This is a genomic window from Bradyrhizobium sp. AZCC 2176 (assembly GCF_036924645.1).
Taxonomy (GTDB): Bacteria; Pseudomonadota; Alphaproteobacteria; order Rhizobiales; family Xanthobacteraceae; genus Bradyrhizobium.
Genome location: NZ_JAZHRX010000001.1, coordinates 3,179,984 through 3,200,616 on the forward strand (window position 1 = coordinate 3,179,984; position 20,633 = coordinate 3,200,616).

A 20,633-nucleotide genomic window follows, 5' to 3' on the forward strand; every position below is an offset into this window, starting at 1 on the left:
TTTGGGTCGTCACATCGAGCAATTATAGCTATCGTTCGCCTGGACACGACGCGCCGCAACATCGGGGGGCTTCAAATGCAGATTTCCAACGAAGGCATTCTCGTCATTCTCTTCGTCGGCCTGGTGGCCGGCTGGCTGGCCGGCAAGATCGTGCGCGGCACCGGCTTCGGCATCATCGGCGACATCCTTGTCGGCATCGCCGGCGCGCTGCTCGCAAGCCTGCTGTTTCCCAAGCTCGGCATCCGCCTCGGCACCGGGCTGATATCCGAGATCGTCTACTCCACCATCGGCGCGGTCATCCTGCTGCTGGTCGTGCGGCTGGTGCGAACCGGCGGGCGGTTCTAGCGCGAGCGCTATTTCGCGCGGCCAACCGCCTCCACGATCCAGCGCCGCACCGCGGCAATCCGGCGGTCGCGCGCCTGCTCGGTGCGGGAGACGAGGTAGATCGTCTCGCTATGGCTGGCCTCGAACGCAAAGGGCGCGATTAGCTTTTTGCCAAAGCCCGGCCGCGCCTTGATCAGCGGCGACATCGCGAGCGTGACGCCAAGTCCTTGTTCGGCAGCCTCGAGCATCGCCGGCACGCTGTCGAGCCACAGATGTCCGCGCGGGGAGAGATGCTGAAGGCCGGCCTCCCTGAGCCAGGCCGGCCAGGCGCGGGGCTGCGTCGTCAGGTGAATCAGAACCTGCTGTGACAAGTCTTCCAGCCGTTTCAGTCCGCCTCTGATCAGCGCGGGCGCGCAGACCGGCAGACCCTTCACCGTGACCAGAGGTTCGAATTTCAATCCCGTGGAATGCTCGCGGCCATAGCGGATCGCGACGTCGACGCGCGAGGCGTTGAAGTCGGCATATTGGTGCGTGGCCTCGATGCGCAGCGTCAGCTGCGGATGGCGTCGCTTGAGCTCCGGTAGCGCCGGGATCAGCACGGCGCTCGTGAAGAACGGCAGCGAACTGATCCAGAGTTCAGCGTGCGCATCGCGGCGCTGCCGCAGCATGTCGCGGCTGGCGTCCTGCAGCGCCGCCAGCGCGGCCGAGACTTTTGCAAAATAGCGTTCGCCGTCGGCTGTCAGCCGCACCGAACGTGCGCCGCGCACGAACAGTTTGGTGTCGAACTGCTCCTCCAGCCCGCGGATCTGATGGCTGATCGCGGACGGGCTGAGCGAGAGGTCACGCGCCGCGCGGCGAAAGCTCATTTGTGAAGCGGCGCGCTCGAACGCCAGCAAGGCGGTCAAGGGCGGGATCGCGCGCAGCGGCGAAAGCGGGGCAGCCAAGAGTTGAATGCTATTCATCTGTGATGAGGAAATCCCTTTTGTGATTGGCTTTAGCTTCCGCCAGACTGGCCTGACGTTCAACATTCTTCATCTCGGATACCCTGACATTGGCCATCTTCGAGCCCGCCGGCCCCAATCGCTGGCAACCCACGACACTTGCCGCCGGCCCCTTCGCCGGCCTGCAGGGCGGGGCAGTCGCAAGCCTGCTGACGGCCGAAATCGAGGCGCTGGCGGATCAACGGAAATGGGGCACGGCGATCGCCTCGTCGGCCTGGTTCCTGCGGCCGACGCCGATGACAATTTTGCGAACCGGGCTGTCTGTCGTCACCGAAGGCGGCCGCGTCAGTGTGATCGACAACACGCTCTGGCCCGTGAATGAGGACCAGCCCTGCGCGACCGTGCGGGTGACGCTGTCGCGTGAGCGTGCCGTCGAGGTGCCTGGGTTCATCGACCCCGAAAGTGACGCCGCCGATCCCACCCGGTTTCCGGTCCACACGAGGCGGGCCGCGCATGGCCGGCCCTGGTTCATGGACGCCATGGAGGCCAGCCAGGGCGACGGCGTCGCCTGGTTTCGCATGAACCAGGCTATCATCGACGGCGCAGGATCCTTATCGAACGCGCCGATGTCCTCGGTGCTGGGACCGGCGGACTGGACCCATGGAATCGCCCGGCCGTTCCAGAATGTGGTGGCGGATCCGAATCCCAATCTGACGGTTCAGTTGTTCCGCCAGCCGCAAGGCGAATGGGTCGGCATTCGCGCCCAGACCAAATGGCGGCCGGCGGGCGGGGTGGGTGCCGGAAGCGGCGTCCTGCTCGATATTCACGGCGAGATCGGCCGGGTCTCGATGTCGGTGATTCTGGTGCCGTTTTCGCCCAGCCCGAAGGCCGAAGCCGCCGGGCGGCCGGCGCCGGCGTCAGATTAGCTGTCCAAAACGCCCGACTTTCCGTCTTCATCCCCCTTCATGGGGGTGAACTGGAGTGCGGTTAACGTGACTTAAGCGGTTAACGTGACTTAAATAGACGGTGTCCGAAAACATCGCTAAAACCCGCACGTACCCTTATCCATTTCAAGAGATACGGATTAATGGCAGCCGCTCCCGGCGTCCGGCGTTCCGAACTCGGTGAAGCGCTGCGCGCCTGTCGCAACGCTTTTCTCGGCGTCGGCGTCATGAGTTGCATGATCAATCTGCTGTACCTCACCGGCTCGATCTTCATGCTGGAGGTCTACGACCGCGTGCTGCCGAGCCGCAGCGTGCCGACCCTGGTTGGCTTGGTGATTCTTGCCGGCGGCCTCTACATCGCGCAAGGCGGCCTCGACTTGATCCGCGGCCGGATTCTCGGCCGCATTGGAACCGCGCTCGACGAAGCCATCAACGCCCGCGTGTTCGAAACCGTGGTGCGGTTGCCGCTGCTGGTCGGCGGGCGCAACGAGGGCCTGCAGCCGCTACGCGATCTCGACAATGTCAGGTCGTTTCTCGGCAGCATGGGGCCGGGCGCGTTCTTCGATCTGCCGTGGCTGCCGTTCTATCTCGCGATCTGCTTTGCGTTTCACTGGCTGCTCGGCGTCACCGCGCTGGTTGGCGCTATCATTCTGGTGACGCTGACCCTGATCACCGAGTTCCTGTCGCGCACGCCGGCAAAGGAGGCGATGACGCTTGCGGCGCGGCGCAACGATCTGGCCGCCACCAGCCGCCGCAATGCCGAAGTGCTGGTCGCGATGGGCATGTCGGGGCGCCTGATGAGGCGCTGGAGCGAGGCCAACGAGACCTATCTGGCGGGCAACCAGCGCGCCAGCGACATTGCCGGCGGCCTCGGCGCCGTCGCAAAGGTCCTGCGCATGATGCTGCAATCGGCGGTGCTCGCGGTCGGCGCCTACCTCGTGATCCACCAGGAAGCCACCGCCGGCATCATCATCGCGGGCTCGATCCTCAGCGCGCGCGCGCTGGCGCCGGTCGATCTCGCTATCGCCCACTGGAAGGGGTTTGTCGCCGCGCGCCAGAGCTGGCACCGCCTCACCAAACTCCTGGAGCAAATGCCGGCGCGGAACGAACAGACCCTGCTGCAGGCGCCGTCGAAGCGGCTGTCGGTCGAGGCGGTCAGCATCGTACCGCCCGGCGACCAGCGTGTCGTCGTGCAGGACGTCAATTTCGCCGTCGAGGCCGGCAGCGGCGTCGGCGTCATCGGTCCGAGCGGATCGGGCAAATCGTCGCTGGTGCGGGCGCTGGTCGGCGTCTGGACGCCGGCCCGCGGCAAGGTGCGGCTCGACGGCGCGGCGCTCGACCAATGGTCGTCGGACGTGCTCGGCCGCCACATCGGCTATCTGCCGCAGGACGTCGAATTGTTCGCCGGCACTGTGGCGCAGAACATCTGCCGTTTCGACCCCGATGCGAAATCGGAGGCGATCATCGCCGCCGCCAAGGAAGCCGGCGTGCATGAGATGATCATCAAGATGCGCGAGGGCTACGACACCCAGATAGGCGAGCAGGGCGCAGCATTGTCGGCAGGCCAGGCGCAGCGCGTGGCGCTGGCGCGCGCGCTCTACGGCAATCCGTTCCTGATTGTGCTCGACGAGCCGAACTCCAATCTCGACAGCGAGGGCGACGAGGCGCTGACGGGCGCGGTGCGCAGCGCCCGCGAGCGCGGCGCCATCGTGGTCGTGGTGGCGCATCGGCCGATCGGCATCGAGGCGGTCGACCAATTGCTGGTGTTGAAGGACGGCCGCATGCAGGCGTTCGGTGCGAAGGAAACCGTGCTCGGCCAGGTGCTGCAGCGCGTAGCACCCCCGACGCCGATCAAGATCGTGTCCGAAGCAGGAGCCGCGAAAAAATCATGACCGGTGAGCTGAAGGGCGCGCGGCGCTCGATACGGATGCATCTCATCGTCGGGCTTTCGCTGATGCTGGTTCTGGCCGGCGGATTCGGCGGCTGGGCCTCGACGGTGCAGATCTCCGGCGCGCTGATCGCGCCGGGTTCGGTAGTGGTCGATTCCAACGTCAAGAAGGTGCAGCACCCGACCGGCGGCGTGGTCGGCGAGGTCAGGGTGCGCGACGGCGATATCGTCAAGGCCGGCGACGTCGTGGTGCGGCTCGACGAGACCGTGGTCAAGGCTGGCCTCGCCATCGTCGTCAAGACGCTGAACGGATTGTGGGCGCGGGCGGCGCGGCTGGAAGCCGAGCAGCGCGGTCTCGACAAGATCAAGTTTCCCCCGCAGCTAACCGAGCGCGCCGACGACCCAGACGTCCGCGACGTCATGGCGAGCGAAACCAAGCTGTTCGAGGTGCGCGTGTTCGGGCGTGCCGGACAGAAATCGCAGTTGCGCGAGCGGGTGGCGCAGCTCAACGAGGAAATCGCAGGGCTGACGGCGCAGGAACAGGCCAAGGAAAAGGAAGTCGCGCTGGTGGAAAAGGAGCTGGTCGGCGTGCGCCAGCTCTACGAGCAGCGCCTGATCCAGATCTCGCGGCTGACGGTGCTGGAACGCGACCTCGCCCGGCTGTCGGGCGAGCGCGCGCAATACATCGCCGCGCGCGCGCAGGCGAGGGGCAAGATCACCGAAACCGAGCTGCAGATCATCCAGGTCGACAAGGACGTGGTCAGCGAGGTCTCCAAGGACCTGCGCGAGACCAACGACAAGATCGGCGAGTTCGTCGAGCGCAAGGTCACAGCCGAGGATCAATTGCGCCGCATCGACATCCGCGCGCCGCAGGACGGCGTCGTGCTGCAGTCGACGGTGCACACCGTGGGCGGCGTGATCACCGCCGGCGATGCCATCATGATGGTGGTGCCGAAGGCTGACGATCTCTCGGTCGAAGCCAAGGTCAATCCGCAGGACATCGACAAGCTGCAGATCGGCCAGAAGACGCTCTTGCGGCTGTCCGCCTTCAACCAGCGCACCACGCCGGAACTCAACGGTGTGGTGACCCGCGTCTCCGCCGACGTCACCACCGACCAGCGCACCGGCCAGAGCTACTACACCATCCGCGTCTCACTGCCGCCGGCCGAGGTCGCCCGCCTCGGCGAGGTCAAGATCATCCCGGGCATGCCGGTGGAAGCCTTCGTCCAGACCGGCGACCGCACGATGTTCTCCTATCTGATGAAGCCGTTCAGCGACCAGTTGATGCGCTCGTTCCGGGAGAGATGATTCTCTCTCGGTCGTCCCTGCGAACGCAGGGACCCATAACCTACGATCGTCTTACCTCGACAAATTCTCCAGCAGCAGATTCAACGCCGTCTTCGCAAACGCCTGCATGTTGGCCTGCCGGTCGGTGCTGCCGGTTTCAAGCGTGAATACCGATCGCGCCGGCCCCGCCACCGCCATGCAGCTATGCCCGGCAGCATCGCCATAGCGGTTGCCGGTCGGCCCCGTCGCGCCGGTTTCCGACAAGCCCCAGTCGGTCGAGAAGCGCTGACGGACCTGGCTTGCCAGCAGCTTTGCGTAAGGCTCGGACGCCGAGCGGATGCCCTGCATCGTCTCGTCAGGAATATCCATCAATAGCCGCCGAGCGTCGCGGGTATAGACCACGGCGCCGCCGAGGAAATAGGCCGATGCGCCCGGCACTGACAGCAGCGCCGCCGAGATCAGGCCGCCGGTTGAAGATTCCGCCACCGCAATCGTCTGTTTCCGCGCGATCAGTTGAGCGGCAATCTTTTCAGCTATCGTCACAAGCTCTTTCATCTCAACTCCCAAAAACTCCGCCAGTCATGTCCTCCTAGCACAGGAGGTCCACATTTGCCGAGTTGCGGGGTAGCGGTCGCCCTGATTGAATGGCTCAAACAGCCGCGCCCGCGGGCGAACGAGGAAACACCATGACGTCGCCGCTTCCCGGCGGCGTGGATTGCGACTTGCATCCCGCCGTTCCGCATCTGACCAGCCTGTTGCCCTACATGAACGATTACTGGCGCGATCAGGTGACGACGCGCGGCATGACCGATTTGGTCTCGCAATCCTATCCGACCAATTCGCCGATCTCGTCGCGGCCAGACTGGCGGCCGGCGCAGGGCAAGCCGGGCGCCGATCTCGCCGACATGCAGAAACAGGCACTCGATCGCTTTCAGGTGAGCTACGGTATCTGCAATCCGCTTTACGGCGTGCAGATGGTGTTTTCCGAAGACATGCAGGACGCATTCTGCCGCGCGCTGAACGACTGGCTGGCCAAGGAATGGCTCGACAGGGATGAACGGCTCCGCGGCTCGATCGTCATCCCCACGCAAAGCGTCGAAAAATCCGTCGCCGAAATCGAGCGCTGCGCCAAGGACAAGCGCTTTGTCCAGGTGCTGGTGCTTGTCATGGGCGACATGCCCTTGGGCAAACGCGCCTACTGGCCGATCTATGCCGCCGCCGAACGACTGGGCCTCACCATCGGCATCCATGCCGGCAGCGCCTATCACAACCCGCCGACCTCGGTCGGCTGGGGCTCCTATCACATCGAGGACTACGTCGCACAGGCCACTGCGTTCCAGACCCAGTTGACCAGCCTGATCGTGGAGGGCGTGTTCGCCCGGCATCCGAATCTGAAGATGGTGATGCTGGAAAGCGGCTTCACCTGGCTGCCGGCCTATCTGTGGCGGCTGCACAAGTTCTGGCGCGGCATACGGATGGAAACGCCGTGGGTCGATCGCGCGCCGCTGGAGATTGTGCGCAGCAACATCCGTTTCTCGCTGCAGCCGGTCGATGCGCCGCCGGATCCCGCAACCCTGAACCGCCTGTTTGACCATATGCAGTCAGACGAATTGCTCTTATTCTCGACCGACTATCCGCACTGGCAATTCGACGGCGACGAGGTGCTGCCGCCGGGGTTGTCGCCCGATCTTGTTCGCAAGATCATGATCGACAATCCGCTCGCGACCTATAGCCGCCTCGATCAGGCGGCGATGAAGGAGACGACGCCATGAATGTGCAGTTCCGCGACCGTCCGGAGCCCGCGTCACCCGTCAGCCTCAAGACCGCGATCGCCGATTGCGACATCCATCCGGCGCGCGCCACCGCGGACGAACTCTATCCGTTCCTGGAAAAACGCTGGCACGAACACCTCGAAGTCTACGGCAAGCAGGCCTATCACGGCATGATGGAAGGCCCGCCCTATCCGAAGGCGCAGCCTAATGCCTCGCGCCGCGACGCCTGGCCGCCGGAAGGCGGTCCCCAGGGCTCCTCGCTATCCTTCATGCAGAAGCAGCTTCTCGATCCCTACAACGTCGCGCTCGGCGTGCTCAATCCGCTCGCCAGCGGGCAGGGCCTGCGCAACCAGGATCTGGCCGGCGCGATCTGCACTGCGATCAACGACTGGCAGATCGAGAAATGGACAGCTAAGGATTCCCGCCTGAAGGCGTCGATCGTCGTCGCCAATGAGGATGGCCTGTCCGCCGCCGCCGAAATCCGCAGGCGCGCGGGAGACAAGAATTTCGTCCAGGTGCTGCTGCTCTCGCGCAATGTCGAGCCGCTCGGCCAGCGCCGCTACTGGCCGATCTACGAGGCGGCGCAGGAGATCGGCCTGCCGGTCGGCGTCCACGCCTTCGGCTTCGGCGGCAATCCGCTCACCCCGTCCGGGTGGCCGAGCTTCTATATCGAGGAGATGGTCGGCCATGCGCAGTGCCAGCAGACCGCGCTGGCGAGCCTCGTGCTCGAAGGCGTGTTCGAGCGATACTCCAGGCTGAAGATGGTTATGATCGAGGCCGGCTTCGGCTGGGCGCCGTCGCTGGCATGGCGGCTCGACAAAGGTTTCGAGCGACTGCACAGCGAGGTGCCGCATCTGAAACGAAAGCCTTCGGAATACATCCGCGACCACATCTGGTGGACCACGCAACCAATGGAAGATCCGGAGCGCCGCGACCATCTGTTCCAGGTGATCGAATGGATCGGCTGGGACAAGCTGTTGTTCGCCACCGATTACCCGCATTGGGATTTCGACGAGCCGTCGCGCGTGTTGCCGGCGGGCGTCAGCGACGCCAACCGCGAAGCGTTCTATCTCGGCAACGCGAAGAAGCTGTATGGTTTGAGCTGATGGCGCGACATGTGATTGCCCCGGTGGACGAGCTGCCGCCGGGTACACGAAAATTCCTCACCATCGACGAGCGTCCGATCGCGATCTTCAACATCAAGGGCGAGTTCTTCGGCCTGTTGAACCGCTGCCCGCATCAGGGCGCGGCCCTGTGCGAGGGCCCGCTGATCGGGCTCGCGCAATCCTCCGATCCCGGCGAGATCGAATACACCAAGCTCGGTGAAATCATCCGCTGCCCCTGGCACGGCTGGGAATTCGACATCCGCACCGGGCAGTCCTATTGCGACCCCAAACGCTTTCGCGCCCGCGCCTATCCGGTCAATGTCGAGCCGGGATCGGCGGTGGTGAAGGGGCCGTATGTCGCGGAGACGTTCGCCGTGTCGGTGGAGAGCGACTACGTGGTGGTGGATCTGTAGGGTCGTTGAAGCACGTCGTACGGCTGTACGACCAACCCAAACTCGCCAGTAACGCTGCCGCAAATGCTCTGAATTGAGTTCCGCTTTCGGCGACATGTCGGACATCACTGGGCTTGTCGTCGACTCGCCCCTGTCGCGAATGACCCCAATACGGAAGTCGGCCCGAGGAATAGCGTCTCGTCGTATCCAGTTCCGGCCGTCCACCCGGTGCCAGATATCAGACGTTCATCCGGCGGATCGGATGCCTCTCGGGTCGATGCCTGGGTTCGAGGCGGCGTAGTCGATCTCGCCACGCGAAATACCGATATCCATTAGCTCCCTGTCACTTAGGTCGCACAAGTTAACTAATAGCCTCTGGCGTTTGCGCCGTTCCTGAAACGCACCCCAATATCTCTTGAAAAAACTGGAGACGCGCCGGGTCGATACGGCCGTCTGTCCCAACCCTGTTGCACCATAGGTCGTGCGCATCGCGGCATCTCCTGGGTGTTGTTCTACCCAGACGAGGGTGCCAAGGCGTGACCGAGCGCGCTTGACATCCGGCTTACATTTTCCTCACCGGCGGCTTATTCTTTACGTCCAAGCGATGCTAGAGCCCCGATGATCGGAGCCACCTGAGGGATTGGCAGCTTGCGCTATCTCTTCGAGGAGTACGCGTTCGACACAGACCGGCGCGAGCTACATCGCGGGGCGGACGTCGTCTCCATTGCACCACAGGTGTTCGACCTGCTCGATTACTTGATCTGCAACAGGGAGCGCGTCGTTAGCAAAGACGACCTCATCAACGCCATTTGGGACGGGCGTATCGTCTCCGATGCAGCACTGACGACCCGCCTGAATGTCGCTCGAAGTGCTATCGGCGATTCCGGTGAGGAACAGCGCCTGATCAAGACGCTACCGCGCAAGGGTTTCCGCTTCGTTGGTGCCGTACGGGAAGCGAACAAGCTCGCAGGCGAGTCGGCCAGCGATGTTTCTGCGCAACGGCCGATACCTGCTCTCCCGCTCCCCGATAGACCTTCAGTGGCCGTTCTGCCTTTTACCAACCTGAGCTCCGATCCGGAACAGGACTACTTTGCTGATGGGATGGCCGAGGACATCATCACGGCATTGTCTCGTTTCAAGGCGCTGTTTGTCATCGCCCGCAACTCGAGTTTCACATACAAGGGGCGTGCCGTCGACGTGAAGCAGGTAGGGCGCGAGCTCGGGGTGCGCTACGTATTGGAAGGCAGCGTTCGCAAGGTTTCAAACCGTGTGCGTATCACGGGACAGCTCGCCGATACCTCCTCGGGGATCCATCTTTGGGCCGCCCGGTTCGATGGTGGGCTGGGCGACATCTTCGATTTGCAGGACCAGGTGACTGAGAGCGTCGTTGGGGCGATCGCGCCGGCGGTGGAAAAAGCCGAGATCGAACGTGCCAGGCGTAAGCCGACCGACAGTCTCGACGCCTATACCGTCTATTTGCGCGGCTTGGCCAAGTTTTATCAGGTTGCCAGCCTGCAGGCGATTGACGAGGCACTGCGCCTGTTCAACAGCGCAACCGAACTCGACCCGGATTTTGCGGCTGCGTACGGCCGTGCCGCCTCTTGTTACGCCTATGGCAGGGGCATTGGCTGGATTCCAGGTACAGCGGGCGAGATTGTCGAAGTAACGAGACTCGCCAAGCGTGCAGTCGAGTTGGGCAAAGATGATGCGATCGCGCTCACCGCCAGCGGGTGGGCGTTAGTGTATGTCGTTCGTGATTTCGAGCAAGGTGCCGCCTTGATCGATCGTGCGCTTGCGCTCAATTCCAATTTGGCCGAGGGATGGTTGTGCGGTGGTTGGATAAAAAACTGGCTCGGCGAGCCAGAGCCGGCGCTTAAATGCTTCGCGCACGCCATGCGTCTGAATCCACTTGATCCACGGATGGCTGGTATGCGAACCGGGACCGCGTATGCAAATTTCCTCTTGGGTCACTTTGCCGAAGCGGCATCATGGGCGGCAATGGCATTGCAGGACAGTCCGGAATTTCCACCTGGATTGCGCGTCGCTGCCGCGAGCAACGCAATGGCCGGACGCCCGGAGCAGGCATACAAGGCAATAGCTCGACTGCTGCAACTCGATCCTGCGCTACGTGTTTCCAAAATAAGAGACCTGGCGCCTCATCGGCGAGCTGAAGACCTCGCACGATACGAAGAAGGGTTGAGGAGAGCCGGGTTGCCCGAATGAACATCGCAGCCAGGTGCTCGCCCATGGCGACGAGGTGATCGAATAAGCGACTTCCGTTGTTTGGCACATCGCGTCATTTCGGTGCGGTGCGGAATTTGGCCGCTATCGGGGCATGGCGGACATCGATCAATCTCGATTAGTGGGTACGCATCCTAACCCGTTGCACACCCGGCCTAACTTGCAAGCACGCTCGGCGTGCAAAGCTGGCGGCCGTAGGCCTGCCGGTTGGCTTCCGCGACCTTCAGCGGAGTGCTAGCGTCGATCCCGAACCCACTCATCTGGGGGAATACTCCATCGGCGAGTTTGGGCGGGCTTACATTGCTGTTTCCGACGGATCTGACCTCGTTCCTCGACCTCATACGCCAGCACGGCGATGCGGCCTACAGTCTCATGTTTGCCTATGCGGCCTCGCATAGCCTGCTGCTTGCGCTGTTCGCGGGCTATGCGGCGCATTCGGGCGCGCTGGGTCTTGGCACGCTCATCGTGGTCTGCTGGTTCGGCAGTTTCGCCGGCGACGTCATTCGCTTCTGGATCGGGCGGCGCTATGGCGCCCGCTTGCTCGATCGCTTTCCGCGGTTCGAGCGCCCCGTGCAGACCGTCGTCCGCCTGACGGACCGTCACTATGTCTGGATGATCCTGTTTCATCGTTTCCCGCATGGCATCCGCGGGCTCGCGGGGTTTGCTTACGGGACATCGCGGCTGCCCTGGTCCACCTTCCTTGCGCTCAACTTCGTCGCGGCGGGCCTTTGGTCCGGCGCCGTCGTCTCGGCGGGCTATGCCTTCGGCCAGTTCTCGGAGACGTCCATCAACAATGCCTCCTCAAGCCTCGGCATCGTGATGCTGGTCGCGTTCCTTGGCCTGTCCTGGTTGCTCAGCAGAAAGCTCGATCAGATCGTGGAGCGATACTGAAGCACGGGCGAGCGCATGCTCATCGGCGGATAGCGATGCATCAGATGGGCACGCCACCGGGGCGCGCCAATGCGCGCCCCATGACGGGCTCCACGTGCTTACCGCGTTTTGCGCGATGACGGGCACGGCGCCAGCGCCTTGCCCTACGCTGCGTTTTGCTACTCCTCCATTGGGCCGGCAAGCGTGCGGCGGAGGCGCTGCGTTTCGCGCCACGTCTCACGAACGTCGTTCCCAAAGCGAGTGAGCTTGGTTGCTACGTGGATGATGATGAGCGTGATCATGGCTGGTGGCTCGCCTTGGCAAGCAAGCGGCTGATTTGTCGCTCGGCATCGTCAGACAGCTTTTGCATCCCGTGGGTAGCAATGTACGTCTCGACAACGCGATCAGCCCGTCGCTGATTGGATTCGACGTAAGCGCGCAATAATCGTGCGAAAAATGAGGGTTTTTTGGTCGGGGCAGAAAGCCAGGCCCCAGTGGTTAGTACGTTCGCCATAGATGGCTCCTTTTCGGAGTTGTCCTTGGGGCGAATTTCCTACCTGAATCACACATAGGTACTGGTGGGCGTTAATGCGAGATCAAATAGCGCGCATTTTGCACTAATTTTTTCCTCGCCCTGCAAAGGCATGAAGCAGTCACGTTCCGGTGAATCGAATCAATGGCGGAGGATGAACACGCGCTCTACTTGTCATTCCGGGGCGCGCGTAGCGCGAGCCCGGAATCCACTGGGCAGCAGAAGACGCGGTTCGATGGATTCCGGGTTCGCGCCAAGTGGCGCGCCCCGGAATGACGGCGGCAAAATTGCGACAAACTAGCTTGTCGGGCAAATCACCAAAAGACCTGTCCAACCCCCTTTGCAAAAATATTGGACATGCTCGTGTGCATTTTTCCTATGCGCAAATCGCACGCGAGACCGCGGGTGCAGTCGTAGGGTGGAGCGGAGCGATACCCATCATCTTCTGCGCCGGCATTGATGGGTACCGCTGCGCTCCACCCATCCAACGGACGCCTCGCAATGACGAAGAACGTCTACTCCCCCGCTCCGTGCGCCATCGCCTTTCGTTCCATCGCATAGCGCACCAGCGCGGCGAAACGATAGATGCCATGCACGAACTTGCCGTAGGGCATGGTGACGAACAGCGAAAACACCACGCCGAGATGCAGCGCCAGCAGCGGGCCCATCGCCGCTGTCTCGCGCAACAGCAACAGCGCCATGCCGGTGAGGCTGGTGAGAAACAGCATGACGATGAAGGCGATGTCCATGCCGTAGCGCGCTTCGTCGACCAGGACGGCGTCGCGCTTCCATCGCTCAGTGAGCAAGCCGATCGGCCCGATCAGCAGCCCGATGCCGCCGAGCGTGCCCAGTACCACGGGCAGGTCCCACCACGCATACGGCGCCTCGCGCGCCAAGAGATAGTGATAGAGCGTCGCGACGCAGGTGGAGGCGAAACACAGCGCAAAGCCGTAGAAGGTGAAATGGTGATAAAGCCTGCGGCGGTCGGTCGGGCGGTCGTCCTCGTTGAAGCAGCCGACGCCGCCGCCGTCGAGATAGCGCAATTCGCCGGCATCGCGGATCGCTTGCAGCAGCGCGCCGATATCGGTCTTCATGCCGACGGGCTCGCCGATATCGCGCCAGAACGCACGCACGCCCATAACCAAAGCCACGATCGCATAGAGGAACGCCGCGCCGAACAGGGCGGCCATCGCGCTATGCGGCATCAATTTGTAGAACGCGCCCGGGCCAGTGTGGGTGCCAAACAGTACCTGCCGGTCATTCAGCGCCGCGAAGCCGAAAATGAACGCGGCAACGCTGAGCGCGGCGACGAGGCTGATGACGAGCCCGTTGCGCGCGAAGGCGCCGGCAAACGCGCGGGGCCACGCATAGGCCGCGTAAGACTCGGCGCGCGCCACCGCGAGCGTCTTCGGGACGTTGACGTTGAATTCATGCGGCGGCGAGAACTGGCAGTCGGTGTAGCAGGCGCCGCAGGCGTGGCAGAGATTGGCGAGATAATTGAGGTCGCCGTCGGAGAACGCGCGGCGCATCTCCATCGCCGGAAATACCGCGCACAGCCCCTCGCAATAGCGGCAGGAATTGCAGACCGTCATCAGCCGGTCGGCCTCTTCGAGAATTCGCGTTCCGTGCATCCGTTGCTTCCTGCCCTGGTGCCGACCTGCTTACTTCGTCAGCCCCTTGCCCTCGAGCCATTTCTGGATCAAGGCCGCGACCTCGGCATTGTTCTTGTCCATCATTATCATGTGCGAATTGCCCTTGATGCCGGCCTGCGGCAGGTCGACGACATCGACGCTGCCGCCGGCGGCCTTGATGCTGTCTGCAAAGGCGATGCCGTTGGCGCGGATTTTCGGCCAGCGCGAATCCTTCTCGATATAGTCGCCATAGACGATCAGCGTCGGAATGTTTTTCAAGACATCGACCTTGGCGGGATCGCCGAGGCCGGCCGGCTCGATCGCGATCAGCGCCTTGACCTTGTCGGGCCGCGCCTGCGCCACCTTGAAGCCGAAACTGCCGGCCTGGCTGTGGAACAGGATGATGGAAGGGCCGACGCGGTCGATCTCGGCGATGTAGGCGGCGATGATCGCGTCGTCGGTCGTGGTCCAGCGTGGCACGTTCTGCTTGACGAAGTTCTCGTAGCCCTCGTTCGGGAACTGGCTGCCCGGCATCAGCTTGCGCTTGGCCGGATCCGGATTGTAGGAGCCTGCGCCGTCGCCGATGCGAAAACGCTCGAACGGATTGGCGGTGTTGAGGAACACCGGCTCGCTCTTGAAGATATCAGGATATTGCGCCCAGCCGGCGCGGCCGCGCTCGACCGCATCCGAATTGTAGACGGCCCAGCCCTTGCGCAGGAAATAGTTCAGCCAGCCCTCGCGGCCATCCGGCGTCGTCTCGTACGTTACGCCGGTGAGTCCACCGCCGTGCCACATCAAGAGCGGATAGGCACCCTTCTCGTTGGCCGGCAGAAAGTACTGCACGTACATCTGCTCGACCTGATAGGTGCCGTTGGGATCGACCTTTGCAGGCACGCCACCCGGCGTGAACGTCACTTCCTTGACCGGCTTGCCGGAAATCTCGACCAGCCGCCCGCCGAGATGGAACGAACCCATGTCGCGCAACGCGATCGGCTCAGCGGCGTTGGCCAGTGCCGTGCCCATCAAAATTACCGCAGCAGAAATAATCGTAAGCCGCATCATCAATCCTCCCGTCGTTGTCTTCTCCCTCTCCCCGCGAAGCGCGGGCGAGGTAACTCGCTAATTCCTCGCATTCTTCGCCGCTTCCCGTCCCGCGACCCGGCCGAACACGCTGCCGATGGTCATGCCGATGCCGGCCGCATAACCCTTGCCGAGCACGTTGCCGGCCATGATCTCGCCGGCCGCGAACATGTTGGCGGAAGGCTTGCCGTCCTTCATCACCATCCGCGACTGCTTGTTCACGCGGGTGCCGAGATAGGTGAAGGTGATGCCGGGCCGCACCGGATAGGCGAGGTAAGGCGGCGTCTCGATCCTGCGTGCCCAATGCGTCTTCGGCGGCGTGACGCCTTCGGTGCGGCAGTCATCGAGGATGGTGTGATCGAAGGTGCCGGGCCGCACCGCAGCGTTGAAATCGGTGACGGTCTTCTCCAGCGCCGCCGGCTCCAGCCCGAGCCTGCCGGCGAGTTCGGCAAGCGTTGCGCCCGCGATCGGCGGAAACAGCGTCGGCATGAAGCTCGTGACAACAGTCGAATCGAAAATGATGTAGGCGATCTGGTCCGGCTGCGCGGCCACCAGCCGGCCCCAGATGGCGTAACGCTTCGGCCAGATGTCCTCGCCCTCGTCATAGAAGCGCTCGGCGTGCTTGTTGACGACGATGCCGAACACCACCGAATCGTGGCGGGTGATGATGCCGCCGTCGAATTTCGGCGCGCGGGCATCGATCGCGACCGCATGGCACTGGGTGGGATCGCCGATGTCCTGCACGCCGTTGTCGAGCAGCATCTTCAGGATCGAGCCGCGGTTATAGGGCGTGCCGCGGATCAGGAAATTGTCAGCCGCCGCGCCCCAGTATTGCTTCAGCCATTCGATGTTGGCTTCAAAACCGCCGGCCGCCGCCACCAGCGCCGAGGCGCCGATTTCGCTGGCGCCATCGATCGGCTGCTTCAGCTTGGCGGAAAGAAACATGCCGTCCTCGATCTGGAGATCGGTCACTTCAGCATCGTAGACGATCTTGACGCCGAGCTTTTCGGCGGTGAGATAGAGCGCGTTCAGCATCGCGCGCCCGCCGCCGAGAAAGAACGAATTGGTGCGGCCGAGGCTCAGCGTGCCGCCGAGCGAGGGCTGCCAGCGTACGCCTTGTTCGACGATCCAGTTCAGGATGTCCTTGGACTCCTTGATCATGAACTTCGCCAGTTCCTCGTCGGTCTGCCCGCCGGTCAGGCGCAACAGATCGTCCCAGAACTCTTCCTCGGTGTAGGGGCCGGTGAGGATGTCGGTCGCGGCATCGTGCGCGCAACGCATGTTGCGGGTGTGACGGGTGTTGCCGCCGCGATAGAATTTTGGCGCGCCTTCCAGCACCAGCACGGAAGCGCCCGCGTGCCGTGCGCTGATCGCGGCGCACAGGGCGGCGTTGCCGCCGCCGATGACAAGCACATCGAATTTTTGCGTGAGATCGACCATGCGCTCTTGTTGTCGTTGTTGGCATGGAAATCAAACCGGCGCTCGGCCAGGCAAGTCCATCCGTCCCGGCGTTTTTCTAGCCTGCTGAAGCGGCCGCGTCACGCGTCTCGTGCGCGAACTTCGTCGGTCAGCGCGGCCGTATGCGACGATGTCGCATGCAACTCGCATCGCGGAATATCTGCGATGTCAGGGCTTGCTCTGCACGGAGGCAAGCAGCCATTGCCGGAAGGCCGCGAGTTTGGGTGGGTCGGTTCGCCCCGAGGGCGAGACCAGATAAAAGCCGGCGTCGACCGGAAATGCGATGTTGAAGGGAACGACCAGCCGTCCCTTGGCGATGTCTTCCTGCACATAGGCCGTGCGGCCCATGGCGACGCCGAGGCCGTCGATTGCGGCTTGCACGGTCATGAAGATCAAGTCGAAGGTGACGCCGGGCTGCTTCGAATAATCGGCCGGCAAGCCGGCGGCCGTCAGCCACAGCCGCCAGTCGTCGCTGTTGGCGTTGCTAGTGTGCAGCAGCACGTGATCCCGGAGGTCCTCCGGGCATTTCAGCGGCTTGTTGCCCTTGAGCAGCGCCGGGCTGCACACCGGGAACAGCTCGTCCGCCATCAGCCAGTCGGCGCGAACGCCCGGCCACTGGCCGCGACCGTAGCGGATCCCCGCATCGACCTTGTCGCGCTGGAAGTCGACCAGGCTGGTCGAGGTGGTGATGCGGACGTCGATGCCGTGATGGGCTTCCTGAAAGGCAGTCAGCCGCGGCAACAGCCATTTGGCCGCCAGCGAGGCCAGCGTCGAGACCGTCAGCACGTTGTCGTCGTCCTTGCGCAGCAGGCGGTCGGTCGCGAGCCTGAGATCGTTGAAGGCGGCGCGGATGCCGGGAAGGTAGTCCTGTGCTTCCGCCGTCAGCGCCAGCGCGCGGTTCTGGCGGATGAACAGGCGGACGCCGAGCTCTTCCTCCAGCCGCTTGATCTGGTGGCTGATCGCGGTTTGCGTGACGTTCAGCTCGGAGGCCGCCTGGGTGAAGCTCAAATGCCGGGCCGCGGCCTCAAACGCCCGCAATCCATTCAGCGACGGCAGCTTGGCGGTCATTCCGCGATCCCCAAATGCATGAGTTTATATCATCCGAAACGGTACAAAGTGTCGTTTGTGGAAAGCCCTGTTAGCGCAGATATTAGCCGCAACAGATTAGCTACAGGAGCCGAAAATGTCCACTTTCACGCATGAATCGATGATAAATCATCATGAACCGGGGCTTTTAAGCCAGATTGGCGAGACCCTCCATATCTGGCGGCAGCGCTACCGGACGCGCCGCGAACTGGCGAGCTGGTCCGAGCGCGAACTGCACGACATCGGCATCTCCTGGAGCGATATCGCCTACGAGACCGAAAAGCCGTTCTGGCGGGCTTGATGGCAGCCGGGCTGGCGTCGCCTCGTCAGGGGGACGCCGGCCGTTTTTTGCTCCGCGGGAGCGACCTATGACCACGATGCGTTTCGACGATTTCAGGCAATATTCCGACGTGCTGCATTCGCGGCATGGCGAGGTGGTGACCGTGCGCTTCGTCGAGCCGCGCGATGCGGAGGCGCTGCAGAACTATTTCCGCTCGCTGACGACGCGCTCCCGCTATAACCGTTTCCTCGGCGCGGCCAGCGAACTGCCGCCATCCGAGCTCGACCGCTTCATCCATGTCGGCGAGGCCGACAGGTTCAGCGTGGTCGCGACCATGCTGGTCGAGGGCCGCGAGACCATCGTCGGCGAAGCGCGCTATGCCTTTGACAGCGAGACGGCCTCGATCGAGTTCGGCCTGTCGATCGACGACCGCTGGCAGGGCCATGGCATCGGCAAGGCGCTGTTGAAAAATCTGGAATGTCGCGCGGCCTCGTTCGGCGCCACGCGCGTGTTCGGCGACACGCTGCGCTCCAATGACGCGATGATCGCGCTCGCCCGCAAGGCCGGCTACGCATTCACCAATACGCCCGGCGACTGGAAACTGACGCGCTTCCAGAAGCAGATCTATGTCGAACCGCAGGAAATCCCATGCGCCAGTTGGCGGCTCGCCGCCGTCTCCCCCAGCGCAATGTCCTCGCTTGCGGTCTGACCACTGAGCCCGGTTCTGGCTACCCCAGAACCGGGCTATTTTTCTCCCGACAGAGCCACGTCTCGTAGCCACGTCTCGTAGCCCGGATCGAGCGCAGCGCAATCCGGCGGCGGTGTTGCCGCATGTGGGAGCGGTCCCGGATTGCGCTCCCCTTCCGGGCTACGGCAACACTCAACTTCCCCTGAACACCGGCTTGCGCTTGTCGATGAAGGCCTGCACGGCCTCCTTGTGATCGGCTGTCCCCTGGGCGCGGATCATGCGCTCGGCCTCATGATCGCGCGCGGTGGCGAAATCGAACATCAAGGCTTCGTCCAGATTGTCCTTCATGTAACGAAGCGCGATCGTCGGTCCTTCCGCGATCGATTTAGCGAGCGCGAAGGCCTCCGCCTGCAGCCTGTCGTCGGGGACCACGCGGTTCACCAGGCCGATCGCCTCGCACCTGGCCGCATCGACCCTGTCGCAGGTGAACATCAATTCCCGTGCCCGCGAAGTGCCGACCAACCGCGTCAGGAGCCAGGCGATGCCATAATCGCCGCTCAGGCCCACCTTGAGGTAACCGGTGGAAAGGAATGCCGATTGCGCGGCGATGCGGATGTCGCAGGCCATCGCCAGAGCAAGGCCGGCGCCGACTGCGGGGCCGGGCAGGGCGGAAATGGTCGGCTTGCGCACTGAGACCAGCGCGCCGGTCAGGAGACGCTGCCGCTCCTGCAGATCGGCGACGCGCTCGTCATGGGACATTGCGAGCTTCGTCTTGTCGCGATTCGCGCCCATGCCCTTGACGTTGCCGCCGGCGCAGAACGCGGTGCCGGCGCCGGTCAGCAATAGCACGCCGACATCGGGATTCTCGCCGCAGGCCTTGATCATGTTGCGCAAGGCCGGGGTCAGATTATCCGACATCGCGTTGCGGGCCTCTGGGCGGTTCAGTGTGATAATGGCGACGCGGTCACGGATCACGCAGAGCAGTTCGTCGGTGCCGGTGTCGATCTTGGTTTCGGTGGTCATGGGTCCCCTTGTTGTTGTCCCCGTCATTCCGGGGAGCCGTAGGGTGGGCAAAGCGAAGCGTGCCCACCATTCAAGCCGTGCCTGGCGATAGATGGTGGGCACGGCGCAAGTGCGCCTTTGCCCACCCTACGACCGTATCAAAACTTCTCCACCCATGGGCGCAGTTCGACTTCCCAGGTCCAGGCGCTGCGCGGCTGTTGCAGGACGTTCCAGTAACTCAACGCAATCGCGTCGGGATCGAGCATCGAGTCCGGCTTGTCGGCCGGCTCGCTGCGCGCCGCGCTGCGGATCCCGCCGTCGATGACGAAATGCGCGACATGGATGCCTTGCGGCGACAATTCGCGCGCCATGCTCTGGGCGAGCCCGCGCAGCGCGAACTTGCCCATAGCGAACGGCGCCGATTGCGGATAGCCTTTCACGCTGGCGGATGCCCCGGTGAACAGGATTGCACCGTGTTTGTTGGGCAGCATGCGCTGCGCCGCCTGCTGTGCCACCAGAAAGCCGCCGAACGCCGAGACTGCGATCGCATTCGCGACATCCGCAGCCACCAGATCGGTAAAGGCACCGCGCGCCCGTCCGCTGGCGTTGTAGACGACGATATCGGGCGTACCGATCTCGCGCTCGACCATTCCGAACAGACGCTCGACCTCTTCGGCTTCGGTCGCATTGCAGGCAAAGGCGCGGGCGCCGGTCTCGGCGCAGAGTGCGCCGAGTTTTTCGATTTTGCGCGCGGCGAGGGCGACCTTGATGCCTTCGCGCGCAAACAGCCGCGCCAGCGATGCGCTCAGCCCCTCACCGGCGCCGACGATCAGGGCAATCTTGTAGTTGGGAATTTCCATGAGCGCTCTCCAGAGAAGACCGGGACTTGGTATCTAGGCGCGCAATCCCGCAAGGCAACCCGCAGTGGCTGAGATCATGCATTGGTACGGAATTCCCTTGTACCGGAAATAGCAGCGTACCGGAAATAGCAGCGGACCTTGACGGCGCGGGGCGGCATCCCGGCGCCGATGATGCGATATCTGTCCGCCATGGGGCGGCCCTCCAATGATGCTTGTTGACGGGGCGATCGCCTGCGTTATCGGTAGATGAT

At 63.3% G+C, this 20,633-nt stretch carries 21 protein-coding genes; 11 read left to right on the forward strand and 10 right to left on the reverse strand.

The genetic code is table 11. The annotated features are described in order from the left end of the window. Positions 1-75 precede the first annotated feature (75 nt). Positions 76-345 carry a GlsB/YeaQ/YmgE family stress response membrane protein gene (locus V1288_RS14730; RefSeq protein WP_334357721.1) on the forward strand — a complete coding sequence of 90 codons (270 nt, stop codon included), beginning with the start codon at positions 76-78 and terminating at the stop codon, positions 343-345. Between the two features lie 8 nt (positions 346-353). Here V1288_RS14730 and V1288_RS14735 read toward each other — a convergent pair whose 3' ends face one another. Continuing rightward, a complete protein-coding gene (locus tag V1288_RS14735; RefSeq protein ID WP_334357722.1) occupies positions 354-1,286 on the reverse strand; it encodes a LysR substrate-binding domain-containing protein in 933 nt (310 codons plus the stop codon). An 89-nt stretch (positions 1,287-1,375) separates the two neighbouring features. Between V1288_RS14735 and V1288_RS14740 the strand changes: the two genes are divergently transcribed. The 3 genes from V1288_RS14740 to V1288_RS14750 all read left to right on the forward strand — a co-directional run bounded on the left by V1288_RS14740 (position 1,376) and on the right by V1288_RS14750 (position 5,405). After that, complete coding sequence (locus V1288_RS14740) at positions 1,376-2,191, forward strand: hypothetical protein (protein WP_334357723.1); 816 nt, start codon at positions 1,376-1,378, stop codon at positions 2,189-2,191. A gap of 161 nt (positions 2,192-2,352) precedes the next feature. Beyond that, positions 2,353-4,101 carry a type I secretion system permease/ATPase gene (locus V1288_RS14745; RefSeq protein WP_334357724.1) on the forward strand — a complete coding sequence of 583 codons (1,749 nt, stop codon included), beginning with the start codon at positions 2,353-2,355 and terminating at the stop codon, positions 4,099-4,101. Next, positions 4,098-5,405, forward strand: a complete 1,308-nt coding sequence (locus V1288_RS14750; RefSeq protein ID WP_334357725.1) for an HlyD family type I secretion periplasmic adaptor subunit — start codon at positions 4,098-4,100, stop codon at positions 5,403-5,405. Before V1288_RS14745 ends, V1288_RS14750 begins: the two co-directional genes overlap by 4 nt. 51 nt (positions 5,406-5,456) lie before the next feature. On the opposite strand, the gene V1288_RS14755 is transcribed toward V1288_RS14750, so the two are convergent. Next, positions 5,457-5,939, reverse strand: coding sequence for a CinA family protein (locus V1288_RS14755; RefSeq protein ID WP_334357726.1), 483 nt, complete (start codon positions 5,937-5,939; stop codon positions 5,457-5,459). 131 nt (positions 5,940-6,070) lie between these two features. Between V1288_RS14755 and V1288_RS14760 the strand changes: the two genes are divergently transcribed. The 3 genes from V1288_RS14760 to V1288_RS14770 are packed head-to-tail and all read left to right on the forward strand — an operon-like array spanning position 6,071 to position 8,675. Next, entirely contained in the window at positions 6,071-7,156 is a 1,086-nt protein-coding gene (locus V1288_RS14760) for an amidohydrolase family protein (RefSeq protein WP_334357727.1), read from the forward strand. After that, positions 7,153-8,262, forward strand: a complete 1,110-nt coding sequence (locus tag V1288_RS14765; protein ID WP_334357728.1) for an amidohydrolase family protein — start codon at positions 7,153-7,155, stop codon at positions 8,260-8,262. Before V1288_RS14760 ends, V1288_RS14765 begins: the two co-directional genes overlap by 4 nt. Next, the gene (locus tag V1288_RS14770) at positions 8,262-8,675 is read left to right on the forward strand and encodes a Rieske (2Fe-2S) protein (protein WP_334357729.1); all 414 of its coding nucleotides are present in this window, start codon (positions 8,262-8,264) and stop codon (positions 8,673-8,675) included. Before V1288_RS14765 ends, V1288_RS14770 begins: the two co-directional genes overlap by 1 nt. A 225-nt stretch (positions 8,676-8,900) precedes the next feature. Here V1288_RS14770 and V1288_RS34065 read toward each other — a convergent pair whose 3' ends face one another. Beyond that, positions 8,901-9,143 carry a DUF1127 domain-containing protein gene (locus V1288_RS34065; protein WP_442893951.1) on the reverse strand — a complete coding sequence of 81 codons (243 nt, stop codon included), beginning with the start codon at positions 9,141-9,143 and terminating at the stop codon, positions 8,901-8,903. 159 nt (positions 9,144-9,302) lie between these two features. Here V1288_RS34065 and V1288_RS14775 point away from each other — a divergent pair, with 159 nt between their 5' ends. Together V1288_RS14775 and V1288_RS14780 are read left to right on the forward strand one after the other, a co-directional pair. Then, positions 9,303-10,877, forward strand: coding sequence for a winged helix-turn-helix domain-containing tetratricopeptide repeat protein (locus V1288_RS14775; protein ID WP_334357730.1), 1,575 nt, complete (start codon positions 9,303-9,305; stop codon positions 10,875-10,877). 318 nt (positions 10,878-11,195) lie between these two features. Continuing rightward, entirely contained in the window at positions 11,196-11,786 is a 591-nt protein-coding gene (locus V1288_RS14780) for a DedA family protein (protein ID WP_334357731.1), read from the forward strand. Between the two features lie 277 nt (positions 11,787-12,063). On the opposite strand, the gene V1288_RS14785 is transcribed toward V1288_RS14780, so the two are convergent. From V1288_RS14785 to V1288_RS14805, 5 genes are all read right to left on the reverse strand, one after another. Continuing rightward, positions 12,064-12,279, reverse strand: a complete 216-nt coding sequence (locus tag V1288_RS14785) for a hypothetical protein (protein WP_334357732.1) — start codon at positions 12,277-12,279, stop codon at positions 12,064-12,066. 533 nt (positions 12,280-12,812) lie between these two features. Continuing rightward, on the reverse strand, positions 12,813-13,928 hold the full coding sequence (gene tcuB, locus V1288_RS14790; RefSeq protein WP_334357733.1) for a tricarballylate utilization 4Fe-4S protein TcuB: 1,116 nt from the start codon (positions 13,926-13,928) through the stop codon (positions 12,813-12,815). 30 nt (positions 13,929-13,958) lie between these two features. Further along, positions 13,959-14,990: an esterase gene (locus tag V1288_RS14795; RefSeq protein ID WP_442893952.1), complete on the reverse strand. Its 1,032-nt coding sequence runs from the start codon at positions 14,988-14,990 to the stop codon at positions 13,959-13,961. Between the two features lie 57 nt (positions 14,991-15,047). Beyond that, positions 15,048-16,448: an FAD-dependent tricarballylate dehydrogenase TcuA gene (tcuA, locus tag V1288_RS14800; protein ID WP_334357735.1), complete on the reverse strand. Its 1,401-nt coding sequence runs from the start codon at positions 16,446-16,448 to the stop codon at positions 15,048-15,050. A gap of 186 nt (positions 16,449-16,634) precedes the next feature. Beyond that, a complete protein-coding gene (locus V1288_RS14805) occupies positions 16,635-17,534 on the reverse strand; it encodes a transcriptional regulator GcvA (RefSeq protein ID WP_334357736.1) in 900 nt (299 codons plus the stop codon). Positions 17,535-17,649: 115 nt separating this feature from the next. Between V1288_RS14805 and V1288_RS14810 the strand changes: the two genes are divergently transcribed. Both V1288_RS14810 and V1288_RS14815 read left to right on the forward strand, forming a co-directional pair. Then, positions 17,650-17,853, forward strand: a complete 204-nt coding sequence (locus tag V1288_RS14810; RefSeq protein ID WP_334357737.1) for a DUF1127 domain-containing protein — start codon at positions 17,650-17,652, stop codon at positions 17,851-17,853. A 67-nt stretch (positions 17,854-17,920) separates the two neighbouring features. Next, the gene (locus V1288_RS14815; protein ID WP_334357738.1) at positions 17,921-18,541 is read left to right on the forward strand and encodes a GNAT family N-acetyltransferase; all 621 of its coding nucleotides are present in this window, start codon (positions 17,921-17,923) and stop codon (positions 18,539-18,541) included. A 171-nt stretch (positions 18,542-18,712) separates the two neighbouring features. Here V1288_RS14815 and V1288_RS14820 read toward each other — a convergent pair whose 3' ends face one another. Further along, positions 18,713-19,543 (reverse strand): enoyl-CoA hydratase, encoded by an 831-nt coding sequence (locus tag V1288_RS14820; protein ID WP_334357739.1) that lies wholly within the window; start codon positions 19,541-19,543, stop codon positions 18,713-18,715. A 137-nt stretch (positions 19,544-19,680) separates the two neighbouring features. Next, a complete protein-coding gene (locus V1288_RS14825) occupies positions 19,681-20,382 on the reverse strand; it encodes an SDR family NAD(P)-dependent oxidoreductase (protein ID WP_334357740.1) in 702 nt (233 codons plus the stop codon). Positions 20,383-20,633 lie beyond the last annotated feature (251 nt).